Below are 26477 nucleotides of genomic sequence, written 5' to 3'. Positions count from 1 at the left end.
GGGCACCTAACGTCATCCGAACGCCGCACCGGTGGGAGCCGCCCCGGTGGGAGTTCAAGGGTGAACGTGAGGTGTCCTCCATGCTGACCGTCCTCGGCTTCGCCATGATCGCGACCTTCCTGGTCCTGATCATGATGAAGAAGATGTCGCCGATCGCGGCGCTCGTGCTGATTCCCGCGTTGTTCTGCGTCGTCGTCGGGCAGGGAGCCCAGCTCGGCGACTACGTCCTCGAAGGCGTGGGCAAGCTGGCGCCCACCGCGGCGATGCTGATGTTCGCCATCGTCTACTTCGGCGTGATGATCGACGTCGGTCTCTTCGACCCGATCGTCCGGGGCATCCTGCGCTTCTGCAAGGCCGACCCGGTGCGGGTGGTGGTCGGTACGGCGGCGCTCGCCGCGATCGTCTCGCTCGACGGCGACGGCTCCACCACCTTCATGATCACCGTTTCGGCGATGTATCCGCTCTACAAGCGGCTCGGGATGAGCCTGGTCGTCATGACCGGTGTCGCCGCCACGGCCAACGGCGTCATGAACACCCTGCCCTGGGGCGGCCCCACCGCCCGCGCCGCGACCGCGCTCAAGCTGGACGCGGCCGACATCTTCGTCCCGATGATCCCGGCGCTCGGCATGGGCCTGCTCTTCGTCTTCCTCCTCGCGTACGTCCTCGGCCGCCGCGAGCGCAAGCGCATCGGCTACCTCACCCTGGACGAGGTCCTCGAGCCGACGCAGACCGAGACCGTCCTGGTGAAGACCGGTGCCGGTACGGAAACCCCGAAGGCGTCCGGCGGCTCCGGCGGTGCCGGTGACGCCCTCGGGCTGCCCGGTGCAGCCTCCGGGCAGCCCGAGGGGGCTTCCGATGAGGGCTTCCCCGGGCTCGACCCGAACCGCCCGACCCTGCGACCCAAGCTGTACTGGTTCAACGCCGGCCTCACCGTCGCGCTGCTCACCGCGATGATCCTCGAACTGCTGCCGATCCCGGTCCTGTTCCTGCTCGGCGCCGCGCTCGCGCTCACCGTCAACTACCCGAACATGGCCGATCAGAAGGCCCGGATCGGTGCCCACGCCGACAACGTCCTCAATGTCGCCGGCATGGTCTTCGCGGCCGCCGTGTTCACCGGGGTCCTGACCGGCACCGGCATGGTCAAGCACATGGCCGACTGGCTGGTGGGCGCCATTCCTGCGGGCATGGGCCCGCACATGGCCCTGGTCACGGGCGTGCTCAGCCTGCCGCTGACGTACTTCATGTCGAACGACGGCTTCTACTTCGGTGTCCTGCCGGTCCTCGCCGAGGCGGGCGCGGCCCACGGCGTGTCCCCGCTGGAGATCGCCCGCGCCTCGATCGCCGGCCAGGCCCTGCACATGTCGAGCCCGCTGGTTCCGGCCGTCTATGTCCTCGTCGGTATGGCGAAGGTGGAGTTCGGCGACCACACCAGGTTCACGGTGAAGTGGGCGGCGCTCACCTCGCTGGTGGTCCTCGCGGCCGGGATCCTCTTCGGCGTCATCTAGCCCGCGGTCGGCGGAGGGCGAGTGATTCCTCCGCCGGGGGAGTGAAAGTCGGAGGGTGGGCGGCGTTGCTGCCACCCTCCGTATTTCTGTCATGACAGAAAGTCAGATTATCGGTTGATCATCTGATGTCTTCATGACTGGAGGAACCCTCGTATGACCGCTCTGGCTGTCCGTCCCCTACTGTCCGCCGCGCTGGTCACCCTGGCTTTCGGCGGCGCCACCCTGGCCGGTGCGCCCGCGGCCGTCGCCGCCCCCGGCGACGACGGCGACATCAAGGTCCACCATGCCGGACGCCCGGGCGAGGTGTCCCGCACGGGCGAGAACAGCCCGGTCAACAATCCCTCCGTCTGCACGTTCTACTTCGCCGCCTTCAACTTCGACGGACTCCAGAGCATCAACTGGGCCATCACGCCCCAGCCGCCGGTGGACAGCGTCACGACGAGCGGCTCGATTCCCATCGACGCCTCGGGGCACGGGATCAGCCCGGATCTGACGCTCGCCGACGGCAGGTACAAGGTCGAGTGGACCTGGGAGGGCCAACAGGGCCCGGAGAAGAGCAAGATCTTCAGAGTCGACTGCGACGACAGCGCCGGCCCGCCCCCGACGAACGGCAGTGGCGGCAACGGGGGAGCCGCAGCAAACAGTGGCAATGGCGGCACCGGGAACGGCAGCACCGCATCCAGCAGCAGCGCGAACGGCGGGACGGCCAACGGCAGCGGCAGCTGGAACGGCGGGACCGGCAACGCCACCGGCGGGACCAGCAGCGCCACCAGCAATGCCACCGGCGGAACCGGTAGCTGGAACGGCGGGACCGGCACCGCCACCAGCGGGACCACCAGCGGGACCAGCAGCTGGAACGGCGGCACGAGCAACGGCGTCACCGGCAACGGCGCGAGCCCGTCCAGCACCAGCAGCGCGAACGGCTGGACCGGTGGCAGCGGTGGCAGCGCCACCAAGCCCCCGCAGGGCCCGGTCGGCGCGGGTGGTGGCGGCAGTGCCGACACCACCGGGACGGACGGCTCCGCCTTCGGGGTCGGATCGGCCATCGCCGCCGCCCTCGCGGGTACGGTCGGCCTGATCCTCGTCCGTCGGTCGCGCCGCCGCACCGATGGCGCCGCGTAGGTCCCGCTTCACGCGCAGACAGCGGCGCCTCCTCCGGCTCACCCGGACGGTGGTGGTGACCCTGTCGCTGGTCGGTGGCGGCATCTGGTGGGCCCAGGACGAGGAACCGTCCGGCCCGCCGATCGCCGCCCCGGCCGCGCACGGGGCGGGTGCGGAACCCCCCGCCGCCCCGGCCGGATCCGGTCGGCACCCCGACGAGAAGCCCAAGGCGCAGCCGCGGCCCACGGCCTCGGCCCCCCCGAAGGCGCAGCCGCGGCCCGGGGCTCCGGCCGCGCCCAAGGCCCGGCCCGCACCCAAGGGCGATCCGCTGCCCGCGCCCCTGGTCCGCTCGCGCCCCACCGGCATCGCCGTCCCGGCGATCACCATCGAGGCCCCGGTGCTCGGCCTGGGACTGGACTCCGCCGGGCGGCTCGGCACCCCGCCGGCCGACGACCCCCGGATCGTCGGCTGGTACAAGGACGGCCCGGCCCCGGGTGAACGCGGCACGGCGGTCGTCGTCGGCCACCGTGACACCCGTACCGGGCCTGCCATCTTCCTCAACCTCGACTCGCTCGCCCCCGGGAACACCGTCCGCGTCGCCCGCGCCGACGGCCGGGTCGCCGTCTTCACCGTCGACAAGGTCCGCACCTACACGAAGGAGCAATTCCCCGACCGGGAGGTGTACGGCTCCACGGGCCGCCCCGAACTGAGGCTGCTCACCTGTGGTGGCTCGTTCGATCCGAAGAAGGGGTACGAGTCGAACATCGTCGTCTACGCCCATCTCACCGACATCGCCGGGGAGATCTGACCCGGGCGTCGTCCTCCGTTCGGGGGGCGGCGACGCGACGGTTCGGCCGGGAAGGGTGGAACCGGTCCGTTCCCGGGGAGTTACCGAGCCTCAGGAACCTCGGGCCCCCGGCCCCGAGCCACAAGGACGCGCACATGCCCCTTCGTCTGCTGACCACCCGTAGCCGTGTCGCCGTCGCCACCGCCGGGCTGCTGATCGCGGTCGGCGCCCCCGCCGCGTACGCCACCCTCGACGAGGACGCGGTCTCCCCTGTCGCCGTCACGGCACAGACGCGCGGCACGGCGTATGTCGAGACACGGCTGTTCTTCGGGACGGAGCGCCCCGACGGCGGCCCGGACGTCACCGATCAGCAGTTCATGGCCTTCGTCGACAAGGAGGTCACGCCGGGGTTCCCGGCCGGCCTGACGGTCCAGGACGGGCGTGGACAGTGGCGTGACGTGAACGGCACCATCGAGCGGGAGCGATCGTACGAGCTGATCCTGTTCTACCCGGCCGCCGAGGCGCGGCTTCACGACCCGCGGATCGAGCAGGTCAGGGAGGCGTACAAGAAGGCCTTCGGGCAGGAGTCCGTGGCCCGGCTGGACGAGCCGACCCGCGCCGACTTCTGAGTCGGCGGGAGGGAAGGGACTGCGGGAAGAAGGCTCTGGCGCCGAAAAACTATCAGCGCTAGTTTGGGTCGCGGACGACGAACCGGCCGGTAGGTTGGGAACAGGCGCAGAGGAGACAGCGGATGAAGAGCCACGACGCGATGTACATCGGCGGGGAGTGGCGCCCCGCCGCCTCCACCGACACCATTCCGGTCGTCAACCCGGCGGACGAGCAGGTCATCGGCCATGTTCCCGCCGGAACCGCCGAGGACGTCGACGCCGCCGTCCACGCGGCGCGGGCCGCGTTCCCCGGCTGGGCCGCCACCCCGCCGGCGGAGCGCGCCAAGCTGATCGGCGCGCTCCGCGACGCCCTCGCGGCCCGCGCCGAGGAGATCGCCGCCACGGTCACCGCCGAGCTCGGCGCCCCGCCCCAGCTGGCGGCCACGGTCCACGCCGGACTGCCGATCGCCGTCGCCGGTTCGTACGCCGAGCTCGCAGCCACCCACTCCTTCGAGGAGAAGGTCGGCACCTCCACGGTCTACTCCGAGCCCGTCGGTGTCGTCGGCGCGATCACCCCGTGGAACTACCCGCTCCACCAGATCGTCGCCAAGGTCGCCCCCGCGCTCGCCGCCGGCTGCACCGTCGTCCTCAAGCCCGCCGAGGACACCCCGCTGACCGCCCAGCTCTTCGCCGAGGCGGTCCACGCGTCGGGCATCCCGGCCGGTGTGTTCAACCTCGTCACCGGCCTCGGCCCGGTCGCCGGCCAGGCGCTCGCCGAGCACGAGGGCGTCGACCTCGTCTCGTTCACCGGCTCGACGGCCGTCGGCAGGCGGATCGGCGCCCTCGCGGGCGGCGCCGTCAAGCGGGTCGCCCTGGAACTCGGCGGCAAGTCGGCCAACGTCATCCTGCCGAGCGCCGACCTCGGCAGGGCCGTCGCCGTCGGCATCGCCAACGTCATGGCCAACTCCGGTCAGACGTGCAGCGCGTGGACCCGGATGCTCGTCCCCGCCGACCGGTACGACGAGGCGGTGGCGCTGGCCGCCGAGGCCGTCAAGAAGTACGTCCCCGGCGAGCGCGTCGGCCCTCTCGTCAACGCCAAGCAGCAGCAGCGGGTGCGCGGCTACATCGAGAAGGGCGTCGAGGAGGGCGCCCGTATCGTCGCGGGCGGCCCCGAGGCGCCGCGCGAGACCGGCTACTACGTCTCCCCGACCGTCTTCGCCGACGTCACCCCGGACATGACCATCGCCCAGGAGGAGATCTTCGGCCCGGTCGTCTCGATCCTGCGGTACGAGGACGAGGAGGACGCCCTGGCCATCGCCAACGGGACCGTCTACGGGCTCGCCGGCGCGGTCTGGGGCGAGCCGGAGGCGGCCGTCGCCTTCGCCCGCCGGATGGACACGGGCCAGGTCGACATCAACGGCGGCCGCTTCAATCCGCTGGCGCCCTTCGGCGGTTACAAGCAGTCGGGCGTAGGCCGTGAACTCGGCGCGCACGGCCTCGCCGAGTACCTCCAGACCAAGTCCCTCCAGTTCTGAGCCCTTCCGAGCCGGTTCCGACCCCGCTCCGGTCCCGCTGAGCGTGTTCGAGCCTGCCTGTTCCCAGCCTGCTCCGAGCCCTTCCGAGCCTGTTCCGAGTCCCTGAGGAGCAAGACGCGTCATGAGCGTGGTCCGCGCCGCCTTCCTGCCCGCCGTCGGCTCTCCGCTGGAGATAGCCGGTATCCGACTGCCCGAGCCCGGCCCCGGCCAGGTCAGGGTGCGCCTCGCCGCGGCCGGGGTCTGTCACTCCGACCTGTCCCTCTCCAACGGGACGATGCGGGTGCCCGTCCCCGCCGTCCTCGGCCACGAGGGCGCCGGCACGGTCGTCTCCGTCGGCGAGGGCGTCACCCACGTCGCCCCCGGCGACGGCGTCGTCCTCAACTGGGCGCCGTCCTGCGGAACCTGCCACCCCTGCTCGCTCGGCGAGGTCTGGCTCTGCGCCGACGCGCTGACCGGCGCCGGGAGCGTGTACGCCGCCACCGAGGACGGCGTCGACCTCCACCCCGGTCTCAACGTGGCCGCCTTCGCGGAGGAGACCGTGGTCGCGGCGAACTGCGTCCTGCCCGTCCCGGACGGGGTCCCGCTCACGGACGCGGCACTCCTCGGCTGCGCCGTCCTCACCGGCTGGGGCGCGATCCACCACTCGGCGCGGGTCCGGGAGGGGGAGTCCGTCGTCGTCTTCGGTGTCGGGGGCGTGGGCCTCGCCACCCTCCAGGCCGCCCGCGTCGCGGGCGCCTCGCCGATCATCGCGGTCGACGTGTCGCCCGAGAAGGAGGCCCTGGCGCGGGCCGCCGGGGCGACGGAGTACGTCGTCGCCTCCGAGACCACCGCCAAGGAGATCCGGAAGCTGACGGGTGGCCAGGGCGCCGACGTGGCCGTCGAGTGCGTCGGCCGCGCCACCACCATCCGTACCGCCTGGGACTCCACCCGGCGAGGCGGTCGCACCACGGTCGTCGGCATCGGCGGCAAGGACCAGCAGGTCACCTTCAACGCCCTGGAGCTCTTCCACTGGGGCCGGACCCTGTCCGGCTGCGTGTACGGGAACTCCGACCCGGCCGTGGACCTGCCCGTCCTCGCCGAACACATCCGGGCCGGCCGCCTCGACCTGGGCGCCCTGGTCACCGAGCGGATCACCCTGGACGGCATCCCGGGCGCGTTCGACAACATGCTCGCGGGCAAGGGCGGCCGGGCGCTCGTCGTCTTCTAGACGGCCCCGGTCAGACGGTTTCCGCGGCCTCGACGCTGTCGGCCGGAGTCCTCGACGGGGGCTTCGGCCGGGAGCGCGAGACCGCCACGCCCGCCAGGCACAGCGCCCCGCCACCGAGCGTGAGCAGCCCGGGGAGCTCGCCGAGGAACACCCACGCCATGACGACGACCAGTGCGGGCACGGCGTACGTCGTCGCGCCCATCCGGCCCGCGGTCGTACGGGCCAGGGCGTAGGCCCAGGTGGTGAAGGCGAGGGCGGTCGGGAACACCCCGAGGTACACCATGTTCAGCGTCGCGGAGAGCGGCGCCCGGCTCGCCTCGTCGACGAGCTGCCCGGCGAACGGCAGACACGCCACGGTGCCGACCAGGCACCCGAAGGTCGTGATCTGCAGCGCGCTGCCGTGGGCCAGGGCGGGCTTCTGCGCGACCACACCGCCCGCGTACGCGACGGCCGCGAGCAGGCAGAGCACCACGCCGAGGACGGAGGCGTGCCCCGCGCCGGACATCGAGAACCCGACGGCGACCGCGCCGGCGAAGGAGACCCCCATCCCCGCGATCAGCCGGGGCGGCAGCTTCTCGCCGAGGAAGCGGGAGCCGAGCAGCGCGATCAGGATCGGCCCGATGTTCACGACCATCGCCGCCGTGCCGGCGTCGACCTCCTGCTCGCCCCAGTTGAGGACCACCATGTAGGCGCCGAACCACAGGAGTCCGGACACCGCGATCCCCGGCCAGGCCGCCCGTGACGGAAGCCCCTCCCGCCGTATCAGCAGGACCGCTCCGAGGACGAGAGCCCCGGCGAGGAGCCGGCCCAGGGCGAGCGCGCCGGGGGAATAGGCGGCCCCCGCGCTGCGGATCGAGACGAAGGCGGAGGCCCACAGGACGACGGTGACAGCGGCGGCGGCGAGCGCCAGGCGGGAGGTGGCGGGGGAGCCGGGTGAGTCGGTCATGGGGCGACCGTATGCCCTGGACCCTTCGGCGCTCACCGAATTGTCTCCGGCTCGATCCCCAGGGCCAGCCGCAGCGCCTGCTCGCCCTGCGGGGTCACCTTCACGGCCCGCTCGGACCCGATCCGTACGCACCAGCCGGCGTCGAGCGCGTGCCGGCAGAGCGCCGCGCCCGCGATCCCCGCCAGATGAGGCTTCCGCTCGGTCCAGTCGAGGCAGCCGCGGGCGACGGGCCGCCGCCCCCTGGCCGCGAGGGCGATCCCCAGCTCCCCGAACCACTCCACGCCCGCGTCCGTGAGCGCGAACCCGGTGTCCTGACGCAGCAGTCCGCGCACGGTCATCGCCTCGGTGATCGCGATGCCCAGCCGCCCGGCGAGATGGTCGTAGCAGGTACGCCCCCGCGCCATCGCCTGCCCCGCGCTCGCGGCCCGCAGCGACTGCGGCGGCGCCTTCCGCGCGGGCTCGGAGCGGGCGGCCAGGTCCTCGACGAGGTGGGCGATCCCGGCGTCGGCAAGGCGCACGTACCGGTGCCGCCCCTGCCGCTCCTCGGCGAGCACCCCGCCCGCGACGAGCTTCCCGAGGTGCTCGCTGGTCGTGGACGGCGCCACGCGCGCGTGGCGCGCCAACTCCCCCGCGGTCCAGGCCCGCCCGTCGAGCAGGGCGAGGAGAAAGGCGGCGCGGGTCTCATCGGCGAGGAGCGCCGCGAGGGCGGCGAGGTCTTTTGCGGCCATGGCTACCAGGGTGCCGCACTCACGGTTCGGCGTCCGCCGAACCGTCCCGGTGGCGCGACCGGTAGGCGTGGAGCTCGATCAGGCGGTGGTCCTCGGCGAGCAAGCACGGCTCCCATGGGAGCCGTCCCACCCGCTCGTACGCGTCCTCGGTGCGCGGATCGTCGCGCAGGGCGAGCCCGTACGCGGCCTCCAGGCGCACCAGTTGCTCGTCCTCGTCGAGCAGCCGCCACAGCGTGTCGGCTACGGCGGGGGAGCGGTCCGGGCACGTGGCGAGTGTCGCCGCGGTGCCGCCCCGGACGCCGGGATCTGGGTCCCGGGCCAGGGCGAGCAGCGCTTCCGCGAACTCGGCGGCCTCGGCCGGCTCCCCGGCCTCGGTGAACCTCTGCTGCCAGTGGCTCAGGGCCTCGGAGGTGGACGCGCGCACGTTCGGATGCGGATCCCGGGTGAGAGCGAACAGGGCACGGCGGGCGTCCGCGCCCAGGGACGCGCCCTCGTCACCGCCGAGGGCGAGGGGGACCGAGGCGCGGATGTCGGGGTCGGCATGGCCGGCGAGCCGGAGGCCGATCGCCTCCTCCTCGGGGTGGCCGAGGCCGATGTAGGTGTCGAGGATCTCCCACAGGACCTTCGGGTCGCTCTCGTCGGCCGTCCAGGAGGCGAGGAGGGCGGCCGGCTCCCCGCGCTCGAGCCGGGTCTCGCCCAGGAAACCGAGCGTGTCGGCGTACCGCAGTACCTGGAGCGCGAACAGCCTGCGGTCGCGCTCCGAGGGGTGGCGGGCTGAGAGGACCGCCGACCAGGACTCCCGGTCGAGCCGCAGGCCCAGCGGGAAGAGGACGGCCGACCGGTCCGCGTGTTCCGGGTCCGGGTCCGCGAGCGCCCGCCCCATCAGCACCTCCGCCGGTGTCAGGACGCCGAAGGACCGCTCGAGCGAAGTCAGGATCGCTCCGTGCCCGGCGCGGACGGTCAGCCCGCCGAGCGACACCTGGTCGACGGTGTCGGACTCGTCGTCCCGGATCCGGACCGTCTCGGCCGGCCCCGAGGCGCCGGTCCTGCGCCGCAGTTCGGCCTCCGCGCCGGTCTCGTACCAGGAGCGGGCGATTCCGAGCAGCCGTTCCTGCTGAGACCTCGGCAGCCGTGTCCCGGGGTCGCGCTCCAGGACGGCGTAGAAGACGGCGGGAGAGCCGCCGTCGACCGCCCGCGACAGCGGTGTCGTGCCGTCCGGCAGCACCCGGTCCGGGTCCGCCCGGCCCTCCACCAGGACCTCGGCGACCTCCGCGTCGTACGCGGCGACCGCCAGACACAGCACCGGCAGCCCGTCCTCCGCCACCGTTTCCGGGTCGGCGCCCGCGCCGAGAAGACGCTCGACCTCCTCCCCGTCCCCCGCCCGCACCGCCGCTACGAGCCGCTCGTCGTCTCCTGCCTGGCCCATGCTCCCCGTACCCCTGTCTCGTACCGCATCGCCAGTCCGTCGAGCAGCGCCCGCAGTCCTGTCTCGAACGCGCCCTCGTCGACCTTCTGGCGGTGTTCCGCCAGGAGGTGCGCCTGGCCCAGGTGAGGGTAGTCCGCCGGGTCGTAGGCCGTCTCGTCGTCGACGAAGCCGCGGGCGAAGGAGCCCAGCGCCGAGCCGGTGACGAAGTACCGCATCAGCGCGCCGATGTAGGTCGCCTGGGCGGGCGGCCAGCCCGCGCGGACCATCGCGCCGAAGACCGCGTCGGCGACCTTCAGGCCCGCCGGGCGGCGGCCGGGGCCCTGTGCCAGGACCGGGACGATGTTCGGGTGGTCGGCGAGGGCCGCGCGGTAGGAGGCCGCCCAGTCGTGCAGGGCCGTGCGCCAGTCGCGTTCGTCGCCCTCCTCGAACATCGACAGATCGACCTTCGCGCTGACGGCGTCGGCGACCGCGTCGAGGATCTCGTCCTTCGTGCGGAAGTGGTTGTAGAGCGACGGCCCGCTGACCCCCAGCTCCGCGGCGAGGCGCCGGGTGGAGACGGCGGCGAGGCCCTCCGCGTCCACGAGCGCGCTCGCCGTCTCGACGATCCGGTCTCGGCTGAGGAGGGGCTTGCGCGGTCGGGCCATGGCGCACATAGTAGGCCTGCCCGCAGGAAACTAGCAGTGCTAATTAAAGTCTTCACGAAGGTCGGTGGCGCAGTGAACCTGGAGCTCAGCGAGGAACAGGAAGCCGTACGGCAGCTCGCCCACGACTTCGTCGCCCGCGAGGTCACCCCGCACGTCGTCGAGTGGGACCGCGCCGAGAGCGTCGACCGTTCGATCGTCAAGAAGCTCGGCGCCGTCGGCTTCCTCGGCCTCACGATCCCGGAGGAGTACGGCGGCTCGGGCGGCGACCACCTCGCCTACTGCCTGGTCACCGAGGAGCTCGGGCGCGGCGACTCCTCCGTGCGCGGCATCGTCTCCGTCTCGCTCGGTCTCGTCGCCAAGACCATCGCGGCGTGGGGCGACGAGGAGCAGAAGCGGGCCTGGCTGCCCCGGCTCGCCGCGGGTGAGGCCCTCGGCTGCTTCGGTCTCACGGAGCCCGGCACCGGTTCGGACGCCGGCAGCCTCGCCACCAGGGCCGTCCGCGACGGGGACGCGTACGTCGTCAACGGCTCGAAGATGTTCATCACCAACGGGACCTGGGCCGATGTCGTCCTGCTCTTCGCGCGGACGAACGACACGCCGGGCCACAAGGGCGTCTCCGCCTTCCTCGTGCCCACGGACACCCCGGGCCTCTCGCGCCGCACCGTCCACGGCAAGCTCGGTCTGCGCGGCCAGGCGACCGCCGAACTGGTCCTCGAGGACGTCCGCGTCCCCGCCTCCGCGATGCTGGGCCCGGAGGGCAAGGGCTTCTCCATCGCCATGTCCGCCCTGGCCAAGGGGCGGATGTCGGTCGCCGCCGGCTGTGTCGGCATCGCACAGGCGGCGCTCGACGCGGCCGTCCGCTACGCGGGCGAGCGGGAGCAGTTCGGCAAGCCCATCGCCTCGTACCAGCTGGTGCAGGAGCTGATCAGCGACATCGCCGTGGACGTGGACGCGTCGCGGCTGCTGACCTGGCGCGTCGCCGATCTGATCGACCGCGGTCAGGAGTTCGCCACCGCCGCGTCGAAGGCCAAGCTGTACGCCTCCGAGGCCGCGGTCCGCGCCGCGAACAACGCCCTCCAGGTCTTCGGCGGCTACGGCTACATCGACGAGTACCCGGTCGGCAAGCTGCTGCGGGACGCCCGCGTGATGACGCTGTACGAGGGCACCAGCCAGATCCAGAAGCTGATCATCGGGCGGGCGCTCACCGGCGTCTCGGCGTTCTGAGTACCTCGCGGTGCGCCGCTGAGTATCCGGACGGATGTGGCGGGCGCCACATCCGTCCGATGCTTCCTCCATGAGCGACACACCCGTCAAGCAGCAGAACACCGCCGCCTACCACCTGCAGGCCGTCATCTCCTTCGGGCTCGCGCTCGCCGCCGTGGCGATCGGCGTCTACCAGCTGGACGCCGACGCCTGGGTGCGCGCCTTCCTCGCCATCGCCGTCCTCTACCTCACCACCTCGGCCTTCACGCTCGCCAAGGTCGTCCGCGACCGCCAGGAGGCGGGTCAGATCGTCAGCCGGGTCGACCAGGCCCGCCTCGAGAAGCTCCTCGCCGAGCACGACCCCTTCCAGAAGCTCTAAGCGCTTGCTCAGCTTCGTTGTATGGTGTTCGTTCCGACAGCTGGAGTGAGGGGCGAGCGATGAGCGTGGCGGAGGAGACGCCCGGCGGCGAGGACATGCCGTGGGGCGAGGTCACGCCGGAGGCGGCCAGGCGGCTGCTCGTCGCGGCCGTCGAGGCGTTCGCCGAGCGCGGGTACCACGCCACGACGACCCGGGACATCGCGGGCCGGGCCGGCATGAGCCCGGCCGCGCTCTACATCCACTACAAGACCAAGGAAGAGCTGCTCCACCGGATCAGCCGCATCGGTCACGACAAGGCCCTGGAGATCCTCCGGGACGCCGCCGACGGTGAGGGAACGGCGGGGGAGCGGCTCGCGGACGCCGTGCGGTCCTTCGTCCGCTGGCACGCCGAGCGGCACACCACGGCGAGGGTCGTGCAGTACGAGCTCGACGCGCTCGGCCCCGAGCACCGCGCCGAGATCGTCGAGCTGCGCCGCGAGTCCGACGCGGCCGTGCGCAGGATCATCAACGAGGGCGTGACGGCCGGGGAGTTCGACGTCCCGGACGTGTCCGGCACCACCGTCGCGGTGCTCTCGCTGTGCATCGACGTGTCGCGCTGGTTCAACGTGTCGGGCCGCCGGACTCCGGACGAGGTCGGCGCGCTCTATGCCGACCTCGTCCTGCGGATGGTCGGCGCTCAGAAGTAGTAGCGCGAGACCGACTCGGCGACGCAGACCGGCTTGTCGCCGCCCTCGCGTTCCACGGTCACGGTCGCGGTGACCTGCACACCGCCACCCGCCTCGACGACGTTCGTCAGCACGGCGGTCGCGCGCAGCCGCGAGCCGACGGGTACGGGGGAGGGGAAGCGCACCTTCTCCGTGCCGTAGTTGATGCCCATCTTCATGCCCTCGACGCGCATGATCTGCGGGACCAGGGTCGGCAGCAGCGACAGCGTCAGATAGCCGTGCGCGATGGTCTTCCCGAACGGCCCGGCGGCCGCACGCTCCGCGTCCACGTGGATCCACTGGTGGTCACCGGTCGCGTCGGCGAACAGGTCGATCCGCTTCTGCTCGATCTCCAGCCAGTCACTGTGCCCCAGCTGCTCGCCGACTCCGGCGCGCAGCTCCTCGGCGGAGGTGAAGATCCTCGGCTCGGCCATGTCCCTGCTCCCTGTCTCTCACCCGGCTTGACGCCTGTCGCTCGACGCATATCTAAGCGACTGCTTAGTCTGGCTGGGGCGGAGGGCTCTGTCAACGGGTCGGAAGGGTCGAGCAGTAGGGTTCGGGGAGTGCCGCAGATTCCAGAGAAGATCCACGAACTCACCGTCGGCCAGCTGTCCGCGCGCAGCGGCGCCGCCGTGTCCGCCCTGCACTTCTACGAGTCCAAGGGCCTGATCAGCAGCCGCCGCACCAGCGGCAACCAGCGTCGCTACGGCCGCGACATCCTGCGCCGGGTCGCCTTCATCCGGGCCGCGCAGCGCGTCGGCATCCCGCTCGCGACCATCCGCGACGCGCTCGCCGAACTCCCCGAGGAGCGCACCCCCACCAACGAGGACTGGGCGCGGCTCTCGGCGGCCTGGCGCACGGAGCTGGACGAGCGGATCAAGCAGCTCGGACGGCTGCGCGACCATCTGACGGACTGCATCGGCTGCGGATGCCTGTCGCTGCAGAACTGCGTGCTGTCCAACCCCGACGACGTCATCGGCGAACGGATGACGGGCTCGCGGCTGCTGCCGGAGCGCCGGGAGGGTTAGGGGTCCGCCCGGAGGACGGGCACCGGAGCGCCGGGCCGTTCTCGAAGGCCACCCCGGTCCCCGCGGGCCGGCCGTCCGCACGTACGGAGAGGGGCCCGCCACCCCCGTGGACGGGCCCCTCGGTTCCGGCGGCGGGCGGATCACTCGTACTCGGTGCCGCCCTTACGGGTCAGATAGGCCGGGCTGACCGCCTTGGCGATGGCGCGGCCACCGACCACCGGGCTGTACCGCTCCGTCACCGGGCGGATCACGACACCCTCCCGCAGATGGAGCTCCCGCCCGGAGACGGTCTCCCGGCCGTTCGCCACCTCCAGCACCCGGTCCAGGTCGTACGGTCCGGTGTACAGCCGTGGTACGAGCGGCAGTTCGCCGGGCTCCAGGACCTCGGCCGGGTCCAGCCAGCGGACTTGGCCGTCGATCTCGGCCGACACGTCGAAGACGGCGTAACCGACGCCCTCGCTGCGGGCGTTCGCGCCGTAGCCGAGGTCCTGCACCCCGGCCCCGTACACCTCACCGAACAGCCCGACCCGGCTCGCGCCGAGGCGCGCGGCGAGCCGCGCCGCCACCGCCTGTACGTCATGGCCGTGGACCGCGCGCCAGTACAGGTTGCGCGGGTCCTCCTGGAGGGCCAGGCCCTTGGCTCCGAAGCCCTTCGAGGAGACCCGCAGCCGGTCGTCCTCGACGACATACGTCGCCAGGCAGGCCGTACCGTGCAGCTTCTCCGTCAGGACCACCGGCTCACCGGGCTCGAAGATGTCCGGATACCGCTGCAGGTTCTCGATGTCGACCCACGGCAGCAGATCCGGCGCGGACTCCACGTCCCCGCTCATCGTCGGCGGGATCGGTGGCGCCCACTTGGTGATCCCGAGGAGTTCGGCGAAGTCGGTTCCCTCGGCGGCCGCCGAGGCCAGGTCGACATCGGTCAGCGCCTTGGGCCGGCACACGATCCCCTGCGACAACTCGCCCCGCAGCCGCACCGCCTTGACCCGGTCCGACGCCTTTCCGGCCAGCCGCCCGGTCAGCCCCAGCTCGTCGACGAGCGCGATCGGCAGTACGGCCTGCTCCGGGATGTAGACGGCGACCTCACCCGTGCGGTAGGCGCCCTTGGCGACGACGGCTCGGTAGAGGCCGACCTGGGCCAGCTCCAGCGCGTCGGCGTTGGGATGGTCATGGACGGTCAGGGTTTCGGCGGTGACGCGCAGTGTCGACATGTCGGTTCTCCGGCGGCTCAGGGATAGTCACGTGGCGTTCTCATCGCCGGACACTCTGCCCGGGTGAAAACCCCCTGGGCCAGCGGTTTTCGCACGGGTAGCCTCGCGCTCCCCGCAGCGGGGGGCTACTCCTCCGGGAACGCGGCCGAGACCAGCTGGGCGTTGTCCCGCGCAGGGCTTCCGTCCGGCAGGAACAGCGTGTCCTCCAGACCGATACGCGTCGCCAGACCGAGACGACGGGCCAGTCGCAGGACCGGCCACGCGCCGGCGTCGGTGCCATGGAGGAGGATCGGCCGGCCGTGGCTCCCGCCCGCCTCGGCCAGCAGCGTACGGGCCGTCGTGACCGGGTCGGGGCCGGTGACCTCCGCCAGGACGCGCAGCACTCGGGGAGCGAGGGGTGAGCCGAGAAAGCGCGCAGGACCCCGCGTACCCGATCGCAGTCCGGCTTCCACGCCGACGCCCCGCTCCATCAGTGCAGCCGCAAGCTCCTCCGCGCCCGGCTCGTGCCAGTGCACCGAGGCGTGGTCGGGGAGGACCGTCCAGGCGCGGACGCGCTCCACCCGCCGTACCGGATCGGGCTCCTCCGCCACGCCGGTCGTCACCCCCACCGGCACGTCCACGGCCGCGCGGATCGCCGTCAGGGTCTCCGCCAGCACCCGGGGCGAGAGCGTCTCCCCGCCGCACGGAGTCCTGGGGTGTACGTGAATGTCCGACGCCCCGGCCGCGACCGCCCGTGCCGCCGCTTCCGCCATCGCGGCCGGCGACATCGGCACGGCCGCCGAATCCCCCGGACCGCGGCCCCCGTTCAGACAGACCTGCATCACGCCACGGACGCCAGCCGTGGAACCGTCTCCCGCGCCCGGGCCAGCGCCCCCGCCGTCAGCACGGCCCGCGGCACCACGACCCCGCAGTCACCGCACACCGGACCGAACCACGGCTCGTCGTCCAGATCCGGCCGCCACTCGATCCGGGGCCCCGCGCACACCGGGCAGAACTCCCCGGGAGCGGACTGCAGCGCGGTGATCAGCCGCCGCAGCACCTCGGCCAGCGGATCCGACGGATGCACCGCCGGATCGTCGCACCGCGCCACCCCGTTGCCGCCCCAGGTCCGCCGGTGCCAGTCGTCCAGCGCGCCGGGCCGCCTCAGCCCGCCGTGCTTCTCGCGCCGCCGCCGCGCCGCGAACTCCTCCTCGTACGCGAGCCACACCGCCCGCGCCTCCTCCAGCTCCTCCAGAGCGGCCACCAGCCGCCCAGGATCGAGCTCCCGATCCTCGGGCCCGAACCTGTGCCTGCGGCACAGATGGTCCCAGGTCGCGCGGTGCCCGTACGGGGCGAACCGCTCCAGGCACTTGCGCAGCGAGTACCTCCGCAGCGCCGTGTCACTCCCGGGATCGCGCACCTGTCTCGCAAGACTCCGGAAACCCGCCATCGCTTCGCACCTCCGTCGGTGGTACTTCGGCGTCAAGGACGTTATGGAATGGACGAACGGCCGCCCGTTCGTGTTCCATCGAAAATTCGATGGGGGCCATCAGAGGCGCGCGAGGGAGATCTGTTGCGGGACGTCGTACTGGGGCTCGCGGAGAATCCGGCGCTGCCGGAACGGCTGTTCGCACGGCTCCTGGAGACCGGCCACGAGGACGTTCCCTTCTTCCTCGCGTACCGCCCGCAGCTGACCGGGCCGCAGGTGAAGACGCTGCTCGCGCACCAGGGCGAGGAGATCGACACGCTCATCGTCGAGGGGAAGGTGTCCTGGGCGGACGTTCCGCGCGACAACCCCCGGGCGCTGCTGGCCGCCGTGCAGGCGGGCATCGCCCCCCGAGCCGCCGCGCAGCAGCTCGCCGCGCATGCGGATCCGGAGATCCGCCGTTCCCTCGCGGACCACGCGGAACTGCTGTCCCCCGAGGTGATCGCCGTCCTCGCCCGCGACCGGGATCCCGAGGTGGTCCAGCGGGTGGCGCTTCATGCCGTCGACCTCCCCGCGCCCCTTGCCGAGGAAATCGCCCGCCATCCCCACACTGTCGTACGGACCGAATTCGCGTCGAACGACCACGCACCGCCCGCCCTGCTCGCCTCCCTCCTCGCCGACGGCGGGGCCGGCCCGCGCCCACCCGCTGTGATTCCTGCCACTCCCGGGCCGAGGGCTGCGCCGACCACGCGCCGGGCATCCGCCGGATACGGATCGCGGCAGCGAGCAACCCCGCCGTGCCGCCGGCGGGTCTCGAGGAGTTCCTGGACGCCGAGGAGGCCTGGGCCGCGGCCGAGATCGCGGAGCGGACCGACCTGCCGGCCCACTTCCACCCACGCCTGGCCGGCCACCCCGTCGCCTACGTACGGATGACCGCCGCGCGCAATCCCACCGTCGGCGAACCCCTGCTCCGGCGGCTCGCCGACGATCCCGATCCCGCTGTGCGCGCGGCCGTCGCGGAGCATCCCGCCATACCCCTCTCCTGGCTGACCGCCTTCGCGGCCGACCGGCGGCTCCCGCGCGAACCGCTGCCCCGGATCCTCGCCGCCACCGACGCGGAGCTTCACGAGCTGGCCAGGAGTCGCGTCGCGCAGGTACGCGCCCTCGTCGCCGCCCGCCCCGACCTCCCCGCCGACCTCGTGGACCTGCTCGCCGCCGACCCCGACATCGGGGTGGCCCGGCGGATCGCGCCCCACCCGGCACTCGCCGCCACCCGGCTCACCGAACTCGCCGAGCGCCACGGTCCGCCCCTGCACGGGGCCGTCGCCCGTAACCCCGGCTGTCCCGCCGCCCTGCTGCGCAGGATGGCGCGGCACACCGGGTCCTCGCCCAAGGCCCTGGCCTCGATCGCCGAGCACCCCGCCACTCCGGCGGACATCGTCGAGGACCTGCTGGCGCACCCGGACCGGGACGTAGCCGTGACGGCCGCCGCTCACCCCTCACTTCCGGTGGAGACGATGGAACGGCTCGTCGAGCAGGCCGGTGAGGGCCGTCCGCGGACCTGACTACCGCCCCCTGATCCGGCCCGCCGACGCCACCAGCCGGGCGAGCTCCGCGTGGCAGATGTCGCTGTGCTCCCCCACCACCTCCGCCGCGTCGACGCTCACGCATCCCGTCGCCGGGATTCCGTCGCGCAGGGCCTTTGTCAGCGGCAGCGAGGGCGTGCCCGGAACCGCCTGGACGCCGTCGTGGCCGATCGCCCACCAGCGCTTGTCGCTGCCGAGCAGCGAGTCGGCGTCGCGGGCCAGCCGGGAGGCGAGGGGGTAGATGACCCGCAGCGCGGTGTCATGGCGGGAGTAGCAGGCGACCACGGGGCCGTCCACGCGGCGCTGGAGATCGCGCAGCGCACCGCCCCGGCCCGGGTCGTGCGGGAGGCGGGCCGCGAACGCGTAGTGGGAGAAGGCCCCTTGGAGGAGCGTCACCGAAGCCACGTTGCGGACATCGGCCGGCAGGCCGCGCAGGGCGAACGAGACGAGGCGGGCGCCCATGCTGTGACCGACGAGATGGATCCGCAGTCCGGGGGAGGAGCGGGCGAGTTCGCCGAGCAAGGGGCCGAGCCCGCGCTCGCCGACCGTGCCGGAGCGGCGCTTCATCGTGTAGTACGTGGCCTGCCGCAGGGCCTCCCGCGCGCCCTTCCAGTACCGCGTCAGCCTGCCCCCGAACGCCTCGCGCGGGGTCGGCAGGCTCCCCGGACCCGCCGCCTCCTCCAGCGCGTCGGCGAACATCGCGCAGACGACCACCGGGTCCGCGAGCAGGAAGTCCGGCACCTCCGGGTCGTCCCTCGTGAAACCCTGCGAGCCGTTCGTGTCGGTCAACTGCCGGAGCAGCTCGCCGAACTCGGTCAGCGCCGCCTCGTCGTCCGGTTGCTCCCGCAGCAGCGTGGCCAGCCGTTCCACGACCGACTCCTTGCCCGGGTGCACCGCGGCCACGGACTCGAAGTCGGGGATCGGCTCGTCCGAGAACATCATCGACGGCCACACCACCCCCACGTACCCGGCCCGCACATCCGGCCTCAGGATCTCCGGGAACGGGGCGAAGAACGCCGAGTACAACCGGGTCGCCACGGATCGGGTGTTGTTCCACCCGTGGGCGAACATCACCAGATCCGTGACCCCTTGGGCGGCCAGCGCCGCGAGCGCCTCGTGCTGCCGGGCCGCCCCGTCGCCGTCCTTGTCGAAGGTGATCTCCCGGTACGGCTCCACACTCATTCCGGCCATGCTCTGCCCGTCCCTCCGCGTCGAGGAAGTGCTGGGGAAGTTCCTGAGGAAACTGCTGGGGATGTTCTTCCCGCGACAGCATCCTGCGCGCACGGAGGGACGGCCAGGTTTTCAGCGCAAACGCGCCGCGGAGACCTCGGGGAAGTGGACGAGCAGGTCGTACGACGTGGTCAGCCGGACCGGTGAGCGGTTGCCCTCCCACGGGTACGCGGTGCCGATCAGCCAGGCCGGGCGGTGCACGCTCAGCCAGTCGCGGGCCGCGGGCGTCGCGGCGCGCAGGTCCAGGTAGAAGGGGCGCGGCGACACCCGGTCCAGGGTCTCCGCGCTGCTGTCCGGAGCGGGCCGGCCGACCGTGAACGTGCGGATCGGCTCGCCCGCTGCCTCGGTGTCATGGGCGTTGAACGAGCCCCGCCCGAAGGAGGCGCCCATGCTCACGTAGTCCCTGCCGAGCGCGTCCCGCAGGAAGGCCCCCTGGAGGCGCGGGTACTGGTCCGGCTTGGTCGTCTCGTAGCCGACGTGGTTGTTGTGCGCGGACAGCACGATCCGGTCGCCGGTCGCCCGCTGCCACCACACGGTGTTCTCGGCCATGATCCGGTCCCGGTAGAGCATCGCGTCGGCGACGCCCGTGGCGCTCTCCGCGTCGTGCGCCATCTCGGTGCCGACCTGCGCGATCGCCCGGGCGTGCTGGACCGTCCAGGTGTGCGCCTCACGGTCCCGGCCGGGCTTCTGCCCCTCCAGGAGCGCCAGCGCCCGGTTCACGTCCGCGGCCATCCGCCGACGCTCCTCCAACGGCTTGGCGAGGTACCCGTTCATCCAGGTGTCGACGTCACCGAGCGGCTGTGAGGCCCGGTACAGCTCCTGGAAGCGCGGCAGGAGCCGCGGGTGGGTGCGGGCCACGTAGCCCGTGACCTTGTCGAAGAGCTGCGGTCCCGCGTAGCCCAGGTCGTTGCCCATGAAGCGCACCTGGTGGCCGGGATGGCGCAGATTGTGCTGCCGCATCCAGAGGATCAGGTCGAGGTACTCCTCGGTGTTCCAGAACCGGTAGGCGTTCTGGAACTCGTCGTCCAGGATCTGCCGCGGGTCGCCCTTGCCGAAGCGTACGTAGTCGTCGATCAACAGCCCCGTCGACCAGTTGGCCTCCAGCGCGAAGGTCGTGAAGCCCTTCTTCTCCACCAGGTGCTCGAAGATCCGGTGCTTGGTCTCGAAGAACTCGGAGGAGCTGTGGGTCGCCTCCCCGATTCCGAGGACCTTGGCCGAGCCGATCATCCGGTCCAGCGGCCGCAGGTCGTCCAAGGGGCTCGCGGTACGGGCGAGTTCACGGGCGGGGTCCGGTGCGGCCGTCGCGTCCGCGCTCGCGGCCGGGGCGAGGGCGGCGAGGCAGAGCGCCACGACCGCCCCCACCAGCGGTAACCGATGTCGTGTCAACGTGTTCATGGATCAAGTGTGGTGGCGACGGACCCACCCCGGCCAACCTGCCCGCACCCGTGATCACGCGGGGGTTTCCCCCACCTGTCACCGGTAGAGCAGGTACTCCTTCCGCACGGCACGGAACGCGGCCAGATCCGAAGCCCACGCGCCCACCACCTCGTCCGTGTCCGCGCCCGCGTCGATCAGGGTCCGGACGCGTGTCGAGCCCGTCAGCTTGTCGATCCAGTTGTCCGGCCGCCAGGCGAAGCCGCTCCACGAGCGCTTCGCGCTGATCAGCAGCCCGATCCCGGCCCGTACCGGGTCGAAGGCCTCCCGGTCGTGCACCTGCACCTGGACCCCGCCGACCGTCTTCCCCTGGAACTTGGAGAAGGTCGGGGCGAAGTACGCCTCGCGGAAGCGCACTCCGGGCAGCTCAAGGGCGTTCGCCGTCTCCGCCCACCGCCGGTCGACGCCCTCCGCGCCGAGCAGCTCGAAGGGGCGGGTGGTGCCGCGCCCTTCGGAGAGGTTGGTGCCCTCGAAGAGGCAGGTGCCGGAGTAGACGAGCGCGGTGTCGGGCGTGGGCATGTTGGGGCTCGGCGGCACCCACGGCAGCCCGGTGGCGTCGAAGAAGTCGCGCCGCTTCCAGCCCGACATCTGTACGGTCTCCAGCTCCACCGGCTCTGCCAGGAACTCTCCGTTGAACAGCCGGGCCAGTTCCGACACCGTCATCCCGTGCGCCTGCGCGATCGGTTCGCGCCCCACGAAGGTGGCGAAGGAGCGGTCGAGGACCGGACCGAGGGCCGCCCGCCCGGTGACCGGATTGGGCCTGTCCAGGACGACGAACCGTTTCCCCGCCAGCGCGGCCGCCACCATGCAGTCGTAGAGCGTCCAGATGTACGTGTAGAAGCGGGCACCCGCGTCCTGGATGTCGAAGACGACGGTGTCCACGCCCGATGCGGTGAAGACGTCCGCCAGCGGCTGCCCGCTCTTGAGGTAGGTGTCGTAGACCGGAAGCCCGGTCGCGGGGTCGTCGTAGCGGCCCTCCGAGCCGCCCGCCTGCGCCGTGCCCCGGAAGCCGTGCTCGGGGCCGAAGACGGCCACCAGGTCGACCCGGTCGTCCGCGTGCATGACGTCGACGATGTGGCGCACGTCCGAGGTGATCCCGGTCGGGTTGGTGACGACACCGACCTTCTGCCCGGCCAGCGGGGCGTATCCGTCGGCGACCAGCCGGTCGAACCCGGTGCGGACCCGGTGGCCGCCGCCGTGCGCGACGGCCACGGGGGCTGTCGCGGCCCCCAGCCCGACCGCGCCGCCGGCGGCGAGCAGGCCGCGTCTCGACAGGCCCGACGGGTGCGACCGGCTCGACGAGTTCGACGGGTTCGACGGGCTCGACAGGCTCATACGGAAACCTCCTTGATCGCCTTCCCTGACATGGGCCCGCACGCTAGCGCTCCTGACGGCCCCAGGGAACGAGGCGTGCACCAGAGGTCTTCCCTTGCTACATACCGACTGGTTAGTCTGCTGGCACTGTCACAACGGAGAGGCGGATCCCGATGAGTACGGTGCAGGGCGCTGGAGTGGTCGTCACGGGCGCGGGCGGCGGGATCGGAGCCGCACTGGCCCGCCGGTTCGCCGCCGAGGGCGCCCGGGTCGTCGTCAACGACCTCGACCCCGACCGCACCAAGGCCGTCGCCGAGGAGATCGGCGCCACCGCCGTCCCGGGCGACGCCTCGGCGATCGTCGAGGAGGCCCGCGAGGCCCTCGGCGGCACCGGCACCATCGACGTATGGTGCGCCAATGCCGGACTCGCCTCGCCCGGTGACGCCTTCGCCGACGAGGCCGTCTGGGCCGCCGCCTGGGACGTCAACGTCATGGCCCATGTCCGCGCCGCCCGCGCGCTGCTGCCCGACTGGCTGGAGCGCGGCACCGGCCGCTTCGTCTCCACGGTCTCCGCCGCCGGCCTGCTCACCATGGTGGGCGCCGCCCCCTACAGCGTCTCCAAGCACGGCGCCTACGCCTTCGCCGAATGGCTCTCCCTCACGTATCGCCACCGCGGCGTCAAGGTCCACGCGATCTGCCCGCAGGGTGTGCGTACGGACATGCTCACCGCCGCCGGATCGGCCGGTGAGCTGGTCCTCGCCCCCACCGCCATCGAGCCCGAGGACGTTGCCGACTCCCTCTTCGACGCCATCGACGCCGACCGCTTCCTGGTCCTCCCGCACTCCGAGGTCGCCGAGTTCTACCGGGCCAGGGCGACCGACCCCGAGCGATGGCTCGGCAACATGAACCACATCCAGCGGAAGTGGGAAGGAGCCGGCGCATGACCTCGACCCAGTCGCCGTACGCGGCCAAGCCCTGGCTCGACCGGCTCACCGAGGCCCAGCGGGCCCCCATCGCCCCGCCGCCCACGGTGCTCCACGCCTTCCGGGCCTCCGCCGCCCGGGCCCCGGAGAGCCCGGCCCTCGCCTACTTCGACGGCCGCCTGACCTACCGCGAGACCGACGCGCTCTCCGACTCGGTCGCCGGGCACCTCGTCGCGCACGGCCTGGAGCGGGGCGACCGGGTCGCGATCATGCTCCAGAACAGCCCGCACTTCGTCCTCGCCCTGCTCGGCGCCTGGAAGGCCGGCGCGACGGTCGTCCCGCTCAATCCGATGTACAAGTCGGCCGAGGTAGGGCACGCCCTGCGGGACTCCGGCGCCACCGCCCTGATCTGCTCCGACCGGGCCTGGGAGGCGTATCTGCGGGACACCGCGGCCGACTCTTCCGTTCGGATCGCGCTCACCGCCTGCGAACGCGAGCTCCAGACCCGCGACGACCCCCGTGTCCTCGCCTTCGAGCCCGTGCCCACCGAGGTCGACGACCTGCTGACCGTCGCCCGCGCCGGCCACCCCGCCCCCGCCGACCGTGAGCTCACCGCCGACGACGTGGCCCTGATCAGCTACACGTCCGGCACCAGCGGCACCCCCAAGGGCGCGCTCAACCTCCACCGGGGCATCAGCTACAACGCCGAGCGCCAGCGCACCGGGCACCCGATTCCGGAGGGAGCCGGCTACTTCGCGCTCGCCCCGCTCTTCCACATCACCGGCCTGGTCTGCGAGCTCGCCGCCTGTTTCGGCAACGCCGGCACCCTTGTCCTCGCCCACCGCTTCGATGCCGGGGTCGTCCTCGACGCCTTCCTCGAGCACCGCCCCGCTTACACGGTCGGCCCCTCCACGGCCTTCATGGCGCTCGGCGCCCACCCTGGGGCGACCCGCGACCACTTCTCCTCGTTCCTTGTCATCTCCTCGGGCGGCGCGCCGGTGCCGCCTGCGCTGGTGGAGAAGTTCCGTGCCGGCTTCGGGCCGTACATCCGCAACGGCTACGGCCTCACCGAATGCACCGCCCCCTGCGCCGCCGTACCGCCCGAGCTGGAGGCCCCGGTGGACCCGGCCTCCGGCACCCTCTCCGTCGGTCTCCCCGGGCCCGACACGGTCGTCCGCATCCTCGACGAGACCGGCGCCGAGGTGCCCTTCGGCGAACCGGGCGAGATTGCGGTACGCGGCCCGCAGGTCGTACCGGGCTACTGGCGGCTCCCGGAGGCCACCGAGCAGACCTTCCCCGACGGGGAGCTGCGCACCGGCGACATCGGCTTCATGGACGCGGACGGCTGGCTCTACGTCGTCGACCGCAAGAAGGACATGATCAACGCCTCGGGCTTCAAGGTCTGGCCGAGGGAGGTCGAGGACGTCCTCTACACCCACCCGGCCGTCCGTGAGGCCGCCGTCGTGGGCGTCCCCGACGCCTACCGGGGCGAGACGGTGAAGGCCTATGTGAGCTTGCGCCCGGGCGCCGCCGCGGAGCCCGGCGAGCTCTCCGCGTACTGCGAGCAGCGGCTGGCCGCGTACAAGTATCCGCGCGAGGTCGAGATCCTGGCGGAGCTGCCGAAAACGACAAGTGGGAAGATCCTGAGGCGGGAACTCCGTTCCCCCACTTCATGACGATCACAAGGGAAAGGCGGCGGCGCATGGCCAGGACGACGGACGGGAGCGGTACCCCCGTCCCCCAGAGGCTGCTGGCCGCCGCCACCCGGCTCTTCGCGGAGCGTGGCTACGACCGCACCTCCGTCCAGGAGATCGTGGAGGCGGCGGGCGTCACCAAGGGCGCGCTCTACCACTACTTCGGTTCCAAGGAGGACCTCCTCCAGGAGGTCTACTCCCGCGTGCTGCGGCTGCAGCAGGAGCGGCTCGACGCCTTCGCGGACGCGGACGCCCCGGTCGAGCAGCGGCTGCGGGCCGCCGCCGCCGACGTCGTGGTGACCACGATCGAGAACCTCGACGACGCCTCGATCTTCTTCCGCTCGATGCACCACCTCAGCCCGGAGAAGAACAAGCAGGTGCGCGCCGAGCGGCGGCACTACCACGAGCGGTTCCGCGCCCTGATCGAGGAGGGCCAGCAGGCCGGGGTGTTCTCCGTGGCGACCCCCGCCGACCTGGTCGTGGACTACCACTTCGGTTCGGTCCACCACCTGTCCACCTGGTACCGCCCGGATGGCCCGCTGACTCCGCAGCAGGTCGCCGACCAGCTCGCCGACCTGCTGCTGCGGGCGCTGCGGCCATAGCGCTCCGGCACGGCCGAGGGCACCCGGGGCGATTCCGCCCCGGGTGCCCGCTTCGGCTCACAGGTACTTCTTCAGCTCCCGCCGGGCCAGCGACCGCTGGTGCACCTCGTCCGGGCCGTCCGCCAGCTTCAGAGTCCGCGCCGCGGCCCAGAGCTGGGCCAGCGGGAAGTCCTGCGACACCCCGCCCGCACCGTGCACCTGCACGGCCTTGTCGATGATGTCGACGACCGCGCGCGGGGTCGCGATCTTGATGGCCTGGATCTCCGTGTGCGCACCGCGGTTGCCGACGGTGTCCATCAGCCAGGCGGTCTTGAGGACGAGCAGGCGCAGCTGCTCGACCGTCACCCGGGCGTCGGCAATCCAGTTCTGCACGACCCCCTGCTGCGCGATCGCCTTGCCGAAGGCCGTACGGGACACGGCCCGCCGGCACATCAGCTCGATCGCCCGCTCGGCCATGCCGATCAGCCGCATGCAGTGGTGGATCCGGCCGGGGCCGAGCCGGGCCTGGGCGATGGCGAAGCCGCCGCCCTCCTCGCCGATCAGGTTCGAGACCGGGACGCGGGCGTCGTGGAACAGCACCTCGGCGTGGCCGCCGTGGGAGTGGTCCTCGTAGCCGTACACCTGCATGGCCCGCCGCACCTCGACACCGGGGGTGTCGCGCGGGACGAGGATCATCGACTGCTGGCGGCGCACATCGGCGCCCTCCGGGTCGGTCTTGCCCATCACGATGAAGATCTTGCAGTCGGGGTTCATCGCCCCGGAGATGTACCACTTGCGGCCGTTGAGGACGTACTGGTCGCCCTCCCGCGTGATCCGGGTCTCGATGTTCGTCGCGTCGGAGGAGGCGACCTCGGGCTCGGTCATCGCGAACGCCGAGCGGATCTCGCCGGCCAGCAGTGGCTCCAGCCACTGCTTCTTCTGCGCCTCGTCGCCGAACTGGGCGAGCACCTCCATGTTCCCGGTGTCGGGGGCCGCGCAGTTGAGGGCCGTGGGGGCCAGCTCGGGGCTGCGGCCGGTGATCTCCGCCAGCGGCGCGTACTGGAGATTGGTCAGCCCCGCTCCGTGCTCGGCGTCGGGCAGGAAGAGGTTCCACAGACCCTGGCGGCGGGCCTCGGCCTTCAGCTCCTCGACGATCTGCGGGGTGTCCCACGGCGAGGCGAGCAGCGCCCGCTGCTCGTGTGCGGTCTGCTCGGCGGGGTAGACGTGCTCGTCCATGAAGGTGAGCAGCTTCTCCCGGAGCTCCTCGGTCCGTGCGTCGAATGCGAAGTCCATAACGG

General features: G+C 72.2%; 27 protein-coding genes. 14 read left to right on the top strand and 13 right to left on the bottom strand.

What is annotated here, in order from left to right; translation table 11 throughout:
- Window positions 1–80: 80 nt before the first annotated feature.
- The 6 genes from ACZ561_RS20595 to ACZ561_RS20570 all read left to right on the top strand — a co-directional run bounded on the left by ACZ561_RS20595 (window position 81) and on the right by ACZ561_RS20570 (window position 6743).
- Entirely contained in the window at window positions 81–1505 is a 1425-nt protein-coding gene (locus ACZ561_RS20595; protein WP_470996912.1) for a CitMHS family transporter, read from the top strand.
- 153 nt (window positions 1506–1658) lie between these two features.
- Entirely contained in the window at window positions 1659–2627 is a 969-nt protein-coding gene (locus ACZ561_RS20590) for a hypothetical protein (protein ID WP_470996910.1), read from the top strand.
- Window positions 2614–3414 carry a class F sortase gene (locus ACZ561_RS20585; protein ID WP_470996908.1) on the top strand — a complete coding sequence of 267 codons (801 nt, stop codon included), beginning with the start codon at window positions 2614–2616 and terminating at the stop codon, window positions 3412–3414. The genes ACZ561_RS20590 and ACZ561_RS20585 overlap by 14 nt, the downstream gene beginning before the upstream one ends.
- Before the next feature lie 134 nt (window positions 3415–3548).
- Window positions 3549–4022 (top strand): DUF3574 domain-containing protein, encoded by a 474-nt coding sequence (locus ACZ561_RS20580; RefSeq protein WP_470996905.1) that lies wholly within the window; start codon window positions 3549–3551, stop codon window positions 4020–4022.
- Between the two features lie 122 nt (window positions 4023–4144).
- Complete coding sequence (locus tag ACZ561_RS20575; protein ID WP_470996902.1) at window positions 4145–5536, top strand: aldehyde dehydrogenase family protein; 1392 nt, start codon at window positions 4145–4147, stop codon at window positions 5534–5536.
- Window positions 5537–5657: 121 nt separating this feature from the next.
- Complete coding sequence (locus tag ACZ561_RS20570; RefSeq protein ID WP_470996900.1) at window positions 5658–6743, top strand: zinc-binding dehydrogenase; 1086 nt, start codon at window positions 5658–5660, stop codon at window positions 6741–6743.
- Window positions 6744–6753: 10 nt separating this feature from the next.
- Here ACZ561_RS20570 and ACZ561_RS20565 read toward each other — a convergent pair whose 3' ends face one another.
- Genes ACZ561_RS20565 through ACZ561_RS20550 form a run of 4 tightly spaced genes read right to left on the bottom strand, consistent with a single transcriptional unit; the run spans window position 6754 to window position 10487 of the window.
- Window positions 6754–7689 carry a DMT family transporter gene (locus ACZ561_RS20565; RefSeq protein WP_470996897.1) on the bottom strand — a complete coding sequence of 312 codons (936 nt, stop codon included), beginning with the start codon at window positions 7687–7689 and terminating at the stop codon, window positions 6754–6756.
- Between the two features lie 32 nt (window positions 7690–7721).
- Window positions 7722–8417, bottom strand: a complete 696-nt coding sequence (locus ACZ561_RS20560) for an ArsR/SmtB family transcription factor (protein ID WP_470996894.1) — start codon at window positions 8415–8417, stop codon at window positions 7722–7724.
- A 19-nt stretch (window positions 8418–8436) separates the two neighbouring features.
- Window positions 8437–9843 carry an ankyrin repeat domain-containing protein gene (locus ACZ561_RS20555; protein WP_470996891.1) on the bottom strand — a complete coding sequence of 469 codons (1407 nt, stop codon included), beginning with the start codon at window positions 9841–9843 and terminating at the stop codon, window positions 8437–8439.
- On the bottom strand, window positions 9810–10487 hold the full coding sequence (locus ACZ561_RS20550; protein WP_470996888.1) for a TetR/AcrR family transcriptional regulator: 678 nt from the start codon (window positions 10485–10487) through the stop codon (window positions 9810–9812). The genes ACZ561_RS20555 and ACZ561_RS20550 overlap by 34 nt, the downstream gene beginning before the upstream one ends.
- Before the next feature lie 72 nt (window positions 10488–10559).
- On the opposite strand from ACZ561_RS20550, the gene ACZ561_RS20545 reads away from it, so the two are divergent.
- The 3 genes from ACZ561_RS20545 to ACZ561_RS20535 all read left to right on the top strand — a co-directional run bounded on the left by ACZ561_RS20545 (window position 10560) and on the right by ACZ561_RS20535 (window position 12755).
- Window positions 10560–11711: an acyl-CoA dehydrogenase family protein gene (locus ACZ561_RS20545; protein WP_470996886.1), complete on the top strand. Its 1152-nt coding sequence runs from the start codon at window positions 10560–10562 to the stop codon at window positions 11709–11711.
- 70 nt (window positions 11712–11781) lie between these two features.
- Window positions 11782–12069: a YiaA/YiaB family inner membrane protein gene (locus tag ACZ561_RS20540; protein ID WP_352189895.1), complete on the top strand. Its 288-nt coding sequence runs from the start codon at window positions 11782–11784 to the stop codon at window positions 12067–12069.
- A 59-nt stretch (window positions 12070–12128) separates the two neighbouring features.
- Window positions 12129–12755: a TetR/AcrR family transcriptional regulator gene (locus ACZ561_RS20535; RefSeq protein WP_376434677.1), complete on the top strand. Its 627-nt coding sequence runs from the start codon at window positions 12129–12131 to the stop codon at window positions 12753–12755.
- Here the strand turns inward: ACZ561_RS20535 and ACZ561_RS20530 are convergent.
- A complete protein-coding gene (locus ACZ561_RS20530; RefSeq protein ID WP_376434675.1) occupies window positions 12746–13207 on the bottom strand; it encodes a MaoC family dehydratase in 462 nt (153 codons plus the stop codon). The two genes, ACZ561_RS20535 and ACZ561_RS20530, sit on opposite strands and share 10 nt — an antisense overlap.
- Window positions 13208–13336: 129 nt before the next feature.
- On the opposite strand from ACZ561_RS20530, the gene soxR reads away from it, so the two are divergent.
- Complete coding sequence (gene soxR / locus ACZ561_RS20525) at window positions 13337–13801, top strand: redox-sensitive transcriptional activator SoxR (RefSeq protein WP_470996881.1); 465 nt, start codon at window positions 13337–13339, stop codon at window positions 13799–13801.
- Between the two features lie 140 nt (window positions 13802–13941).
- Here the strand turns inward: soxR and ACZ561_RS20520 are convergent, their stop codons facing one another.
- The 4 genes from ACZ561_RS20520 to ACZ561_RS20505 all read right to left on the bottom strand — a co-directional run bounded on the left by ACZ561_RS20520 (window position 13942) and on the right by ACZ561_RS20505 (window position 17020).
- Window positions 13942–15012 carry an RNA ligase (ATP) gene (locus tag ACZ561_RS20520; RefSeq protein WP_470996878.1) on the bottom strand — a complete coding sequence of 357 codons (1071 nt, stop codon included), beginning with the start codon at window positions 15010–15012 and terminating at the stop codon, window positions 13942–13944.
- A gap of 125 nt (window positions 15013–15137) precedes the next feature.
- A complete protein-coding gene (locus ACZ561_RS20515; protein WP_470996875.1) occupies window positions 15138–15836 on the bottom strand; it encodes a 3-keto-5-aminohexanoate cleavage protein in 699 nt (232 codons plus the stop codon).
- The gene (locus ACZ561_RS20510) at window positions 15833–16441 is read right to left on the bottom strand and encodes a hypothetical protein (protein ID WP_470996872.1); all 609 of its coding nucleotides are present in this window, start codon (window positions 16439–16441) and stop codon (window positions 15833–15835) included. Before ACZ561_RS20510 ends, ACZ561_RS20515 begins: the two co-directional genes overlap by 4 nt.
- Window positions 16442–16540: 99 nt before the next feature.
- Complete coding sequence (locus ACZ561_RS20505; RefSeq protein ID WP_470996869.1) at window positions 16541–17020, bottom strand: hypothetical protein; 480 nt, start codon at window positions 17018–17020, stop codon at window positions 16541–16543.
- 194 nt (window positions 17021–17214) lie between these two features.
- Between ACZ561_RS20505 and ACZ561_RS20500 the strand changes: the two genes are divergently transcribed.
- Complete coding sequence (locus ACZ561_RS20500) at window positions 17215–17982, top strand: hypothetical protein (RefSeq protein WP_470996867.1); 768 nt, start codon at window positions 17215–17217, stop codon at window positions 17980–17982.
- Here the strand turns inward: ACZ561_RS20500 and ACZ561_RS20495 are convergent, their stop codons facing one another.
- The 3 genes from ACZ561_RS20495 to ACZ561_RS20485 all read right to left on the bottom strand — a co-directional run bounded on the left by ACZ561_RS20495 (window position 17983) and on the right by ACZ561_RS20485 (window position 22002).
- Window positions 17983–19194 carry an alpha/beta hydrolase gene (locus ACZ561_RS20495; protein ID WP_470996865.1) on the bottom strand — a complete coding sequence of 404 codons (1212 nt, stop codon included), beginning with the start codon at window positions 19192–19194 and terminating at the stop codon, window positions 17983–17985.
- Between the two features lie 111 nt (window positions 19195–19305).
- Window positions 19306–20628: an erythromycin esterase family protein gene (locus tag ACZ561_RS20490; RefSeq protein WP_470996862.1), complete on the bottom strand. Its 1323-nt coding sequence runs from the start codon at window positions 20626–20628 to the stop codon at window positions 19306–19308.
- 78 nt (window positions 20629–20706) lie between these two features.
- Window positions 20707–22002 (bottom strand): exo-beta-N-acetylmuramidase NamZ family protein, encoded by a 1296-nt coding sequence (locus ACZ561_RS20485; protein WP_470996859.1) that lies wholly within the window; start codon window positions 22000–22002, stop codon window positions 20707–20709.
- 152 nt (window positions 22003–22154) lie between these two features.
- On the opposite strand from ACZ561_RS20485, the gene ACZ561_RS20480 reads away from it, so the two are divergent.
- The 3 genes from ACZ561_RS20480 to ACZ561_RS20470 are packed head-to-tail and all read left to right on the top strand — an operon-like array spanning window position 22155 to window position 25200.
- On the top strand, window positions 22155–22925 hold the full coding sequence (locus ACZ561_RS20480; protein ID WP_470996856.1) for an SDR family oxidoreductase: 771 nt from the start codon (window positions 22155–22157) through the stop codon (window positions 22923–22925).
- Window positions 22922–24580, top strand: a complete 1659-nt coding sequence (locus ACZ561_RS20475; RefSeq protein ID WP_470996853.1) for an AMP-binding protein — start codon at window positions 22922–22924, stop codon at window positions 24578–24580. The genes ACZ561_RS20480 and ACZ561_RS20475 overlap by 4 nt, the downstream gene beginning before the upstream one ends.
- 26 nt (window positions 24581–24606) lie before the next feature.
- Window positions 24607–25200, top strand: a complete 594-nt coding sequence (locus ACZ561_RS20470) for a TetR/AcrR family transcriptional regulator (RefSeq protein WP_470996850.1) — start codon at window positions 24607–24609, stop codon at window positions 25198–25200.
- A gap of 57 nt (window positions 25201–25257) precedes the next feature.
- Here ACZ561_RS20470 and ACZ561_RS20465 read toward each other — a convergent pair whose 3' ends face one another.
- Window positions 25258–26472 carry an acyl-CoA dehydrogenase family protein gene (locus ACZ561_RS20465; protein WP_470996847.1) on the bottom strand — a complete coding sequence of 405 codons (1215 nt, stop codon included), beginning with the start codon at window positions 26470–26472 and terminating at the stop codon, window positions 25258–25260.
- Window positions 26473–26477 lie beyond the last annotated feature (5 nt).

The sequence above is a fragment of the Streptomyces sp. NPDC039609 genome (assembly GCF_055596705.1).
This window is presented reverse-complemented; position numbering and strand designations above follow the sequence as displayed.

Excerpts from the sequence above, each read along its gene's own strand:
- ACZ561_RS20595 (WP_470996912.1), top strand. The coding sequence starts at position 81 with ATGCTGACCGTCCTCGGCTTCGCCATGATCGCGACCTTCCTGGTCCTG.
- ACZ561_RS20590 (WP_470996910.1), top strand. The coding sequence starts at position 1,659 with ATGACCGCTCTGGCTGTCCGTCCCCTACTGTCCGCCGCGCTGGTCACC.
- ACZ561_RS20585 (WP_470996908.1), top strand. The coding sequence starts at position 2,614 with ATGGCGCCGCGTAGGTCCCGCTTCACGCGCAGACAGCGGCGCCTCCTC.
- ACZ561_RS20580 (WP_470996905.1), top strand. The coding sequence starts at position 3,549 with ATGCCCCTTCGTCTGCTGACCACCCGTAGCCGTGTCGCCGTCGCCACC.
- ACZ561_RS20575 (WP_470996902.1), top strand. The coding sequence starts at position 4,145 with ATGAAGAGCCACGACGCGATGTACATCGGCGGGGAGTGGCGCCCCGCC.
- ACZ561_RS20570 (WP_470996900.1), top strand. The coding sequence starts at position 5,658 with ATGAGCGTGGTCCGCGCCGCCTTCCTGCCCGCCGTCGGCTCTCCGCTG.
- ACZ561_RS20565 (WP_470996897.1), bottom strand. The coding sequence starts at position 7,689 with ATGACCGACTCACCCGGCTCCCCCGCCACCTCCCGCCTGGCGCTCGCC.
- ACZ561_RS20560 (WP_470996894.1), bottom strand. The coding sequence starts at position 8,417 with ATGGCCGCAAAAGACCTCGCCGCCCTCGCGGCGCTCCTCGCCGATGAG.
- ACZ561_RS20555 (WP_470996891.1), bottom strand. The coding sequence starts at position 9,843 with ATGGGCCAGGCAGGAGACGACGAGCGGCTCGTAGCGGCGGTGCGGGCG.
- ACZ561_RS20550 (WP_470996888.1), bottom strand. The coding sequence starts at position 10,487 with ATGGCCCGACCGCGCAAGCCCCTCCTCAGCCGAGACCGGATCGTCGAG.
- ACZ561_RS20540 (WP_352189895.1), top strand. The coding sequence starts at position 11,782 with ATGAGCGACACACCCGTCAAGCAGCAGAACACCGCCGCCTACCACCTG.
- ACZ561_RS20535 (WP_376434677.1), top strand. The coding sequence starts at position 12,129 with ATGAGCGTGGCGGAGGAGACGCCCGGCGGCGAGGACATGCCGTGGGGC.
- ACZ561_RS20530 (WP_376434675.1), bottom strand. The coding sequence starts at position 13,207 with ATGGCCGAGCCGAGGATCTTCACCTCCGCCGAGGAGCTGCGCGCCGGA.
- ACZ561_RS20520 (WP_470996878.1), bottom strand. The coding sequence starts at position 15,012 with ATGTCGACACTGCGCGTCACCGCCGAAACCCTGACCGTCCATGACCAT.
- ACZ561_RS20510 (WP_470996872.1), bottom strand. The coding sequence starts at position 16,441 with ATGGCGGGTTTCCGGAGTCTTGCGAGACAGGTGCGCGATCCCGGGAGT.
- ACZ561_RS20505 (WP_470996869.1), bottom strand. The coding sequence starts at position 17,020 with ATGGCGGGCGATTTCCTCGGCAAGGGGCGCGGGGAGGTCGACGGCATG.
- ACZ561_RS20495 (WP_470996865.1), bottom strand. The coding sequence starts at position 19,194 with ATGGCCGGAATGAGTGTGGAGCCGTACCGGGAGATCACCTTCGACAAG.
- ACZ561_RS20490 (WP_470996862.1), bottom strand. The coding sequence starts at position 20,628 with ATGAACACGTTGACACGACATCGGTTACCGCTGGTGGGGGCGGTCGTG.
- ACZ561_RS20485 (WP_470996859.1), bottom strand. The coding sequence starts at position 22,002 with ATGAGCCTGTCGAGCCCGTCGAACCCGTCGAACTCGTCGAGCCGGTCG.
- ACZ561_RS20480 (WP_470996856.1), top strand. The coding sequence starts at position 22,155 with ATGAGTACGGTGCAGGGCGCTGGAGTGGTCGTCACGGGCGCGGGCGGC.
- ACZ561_RS20475 (WP_470996853.1), top strand. The coding sequence starts at position 22,922 with ATGACCTCGACCCAGTCGCCGTACGCGGCCAAGCCCTGGCTCGACCGG.
- ACZ561_RS20470 (WP_470996850.1), top strand. The coding sequence starts at position 24,607 with ATGGCCAGGACGACGGACGGGAGCGGTACCCCCGTCCCCCAGAGGCTG.
- ACZ561_RS20465 (WP_470996847.1), bottom strand. The coding sequence starts at position 26,472 with ATGGACTTCGCATTCGACGCACGGACCGAGGAGCTCCGGGAGAAGCTG.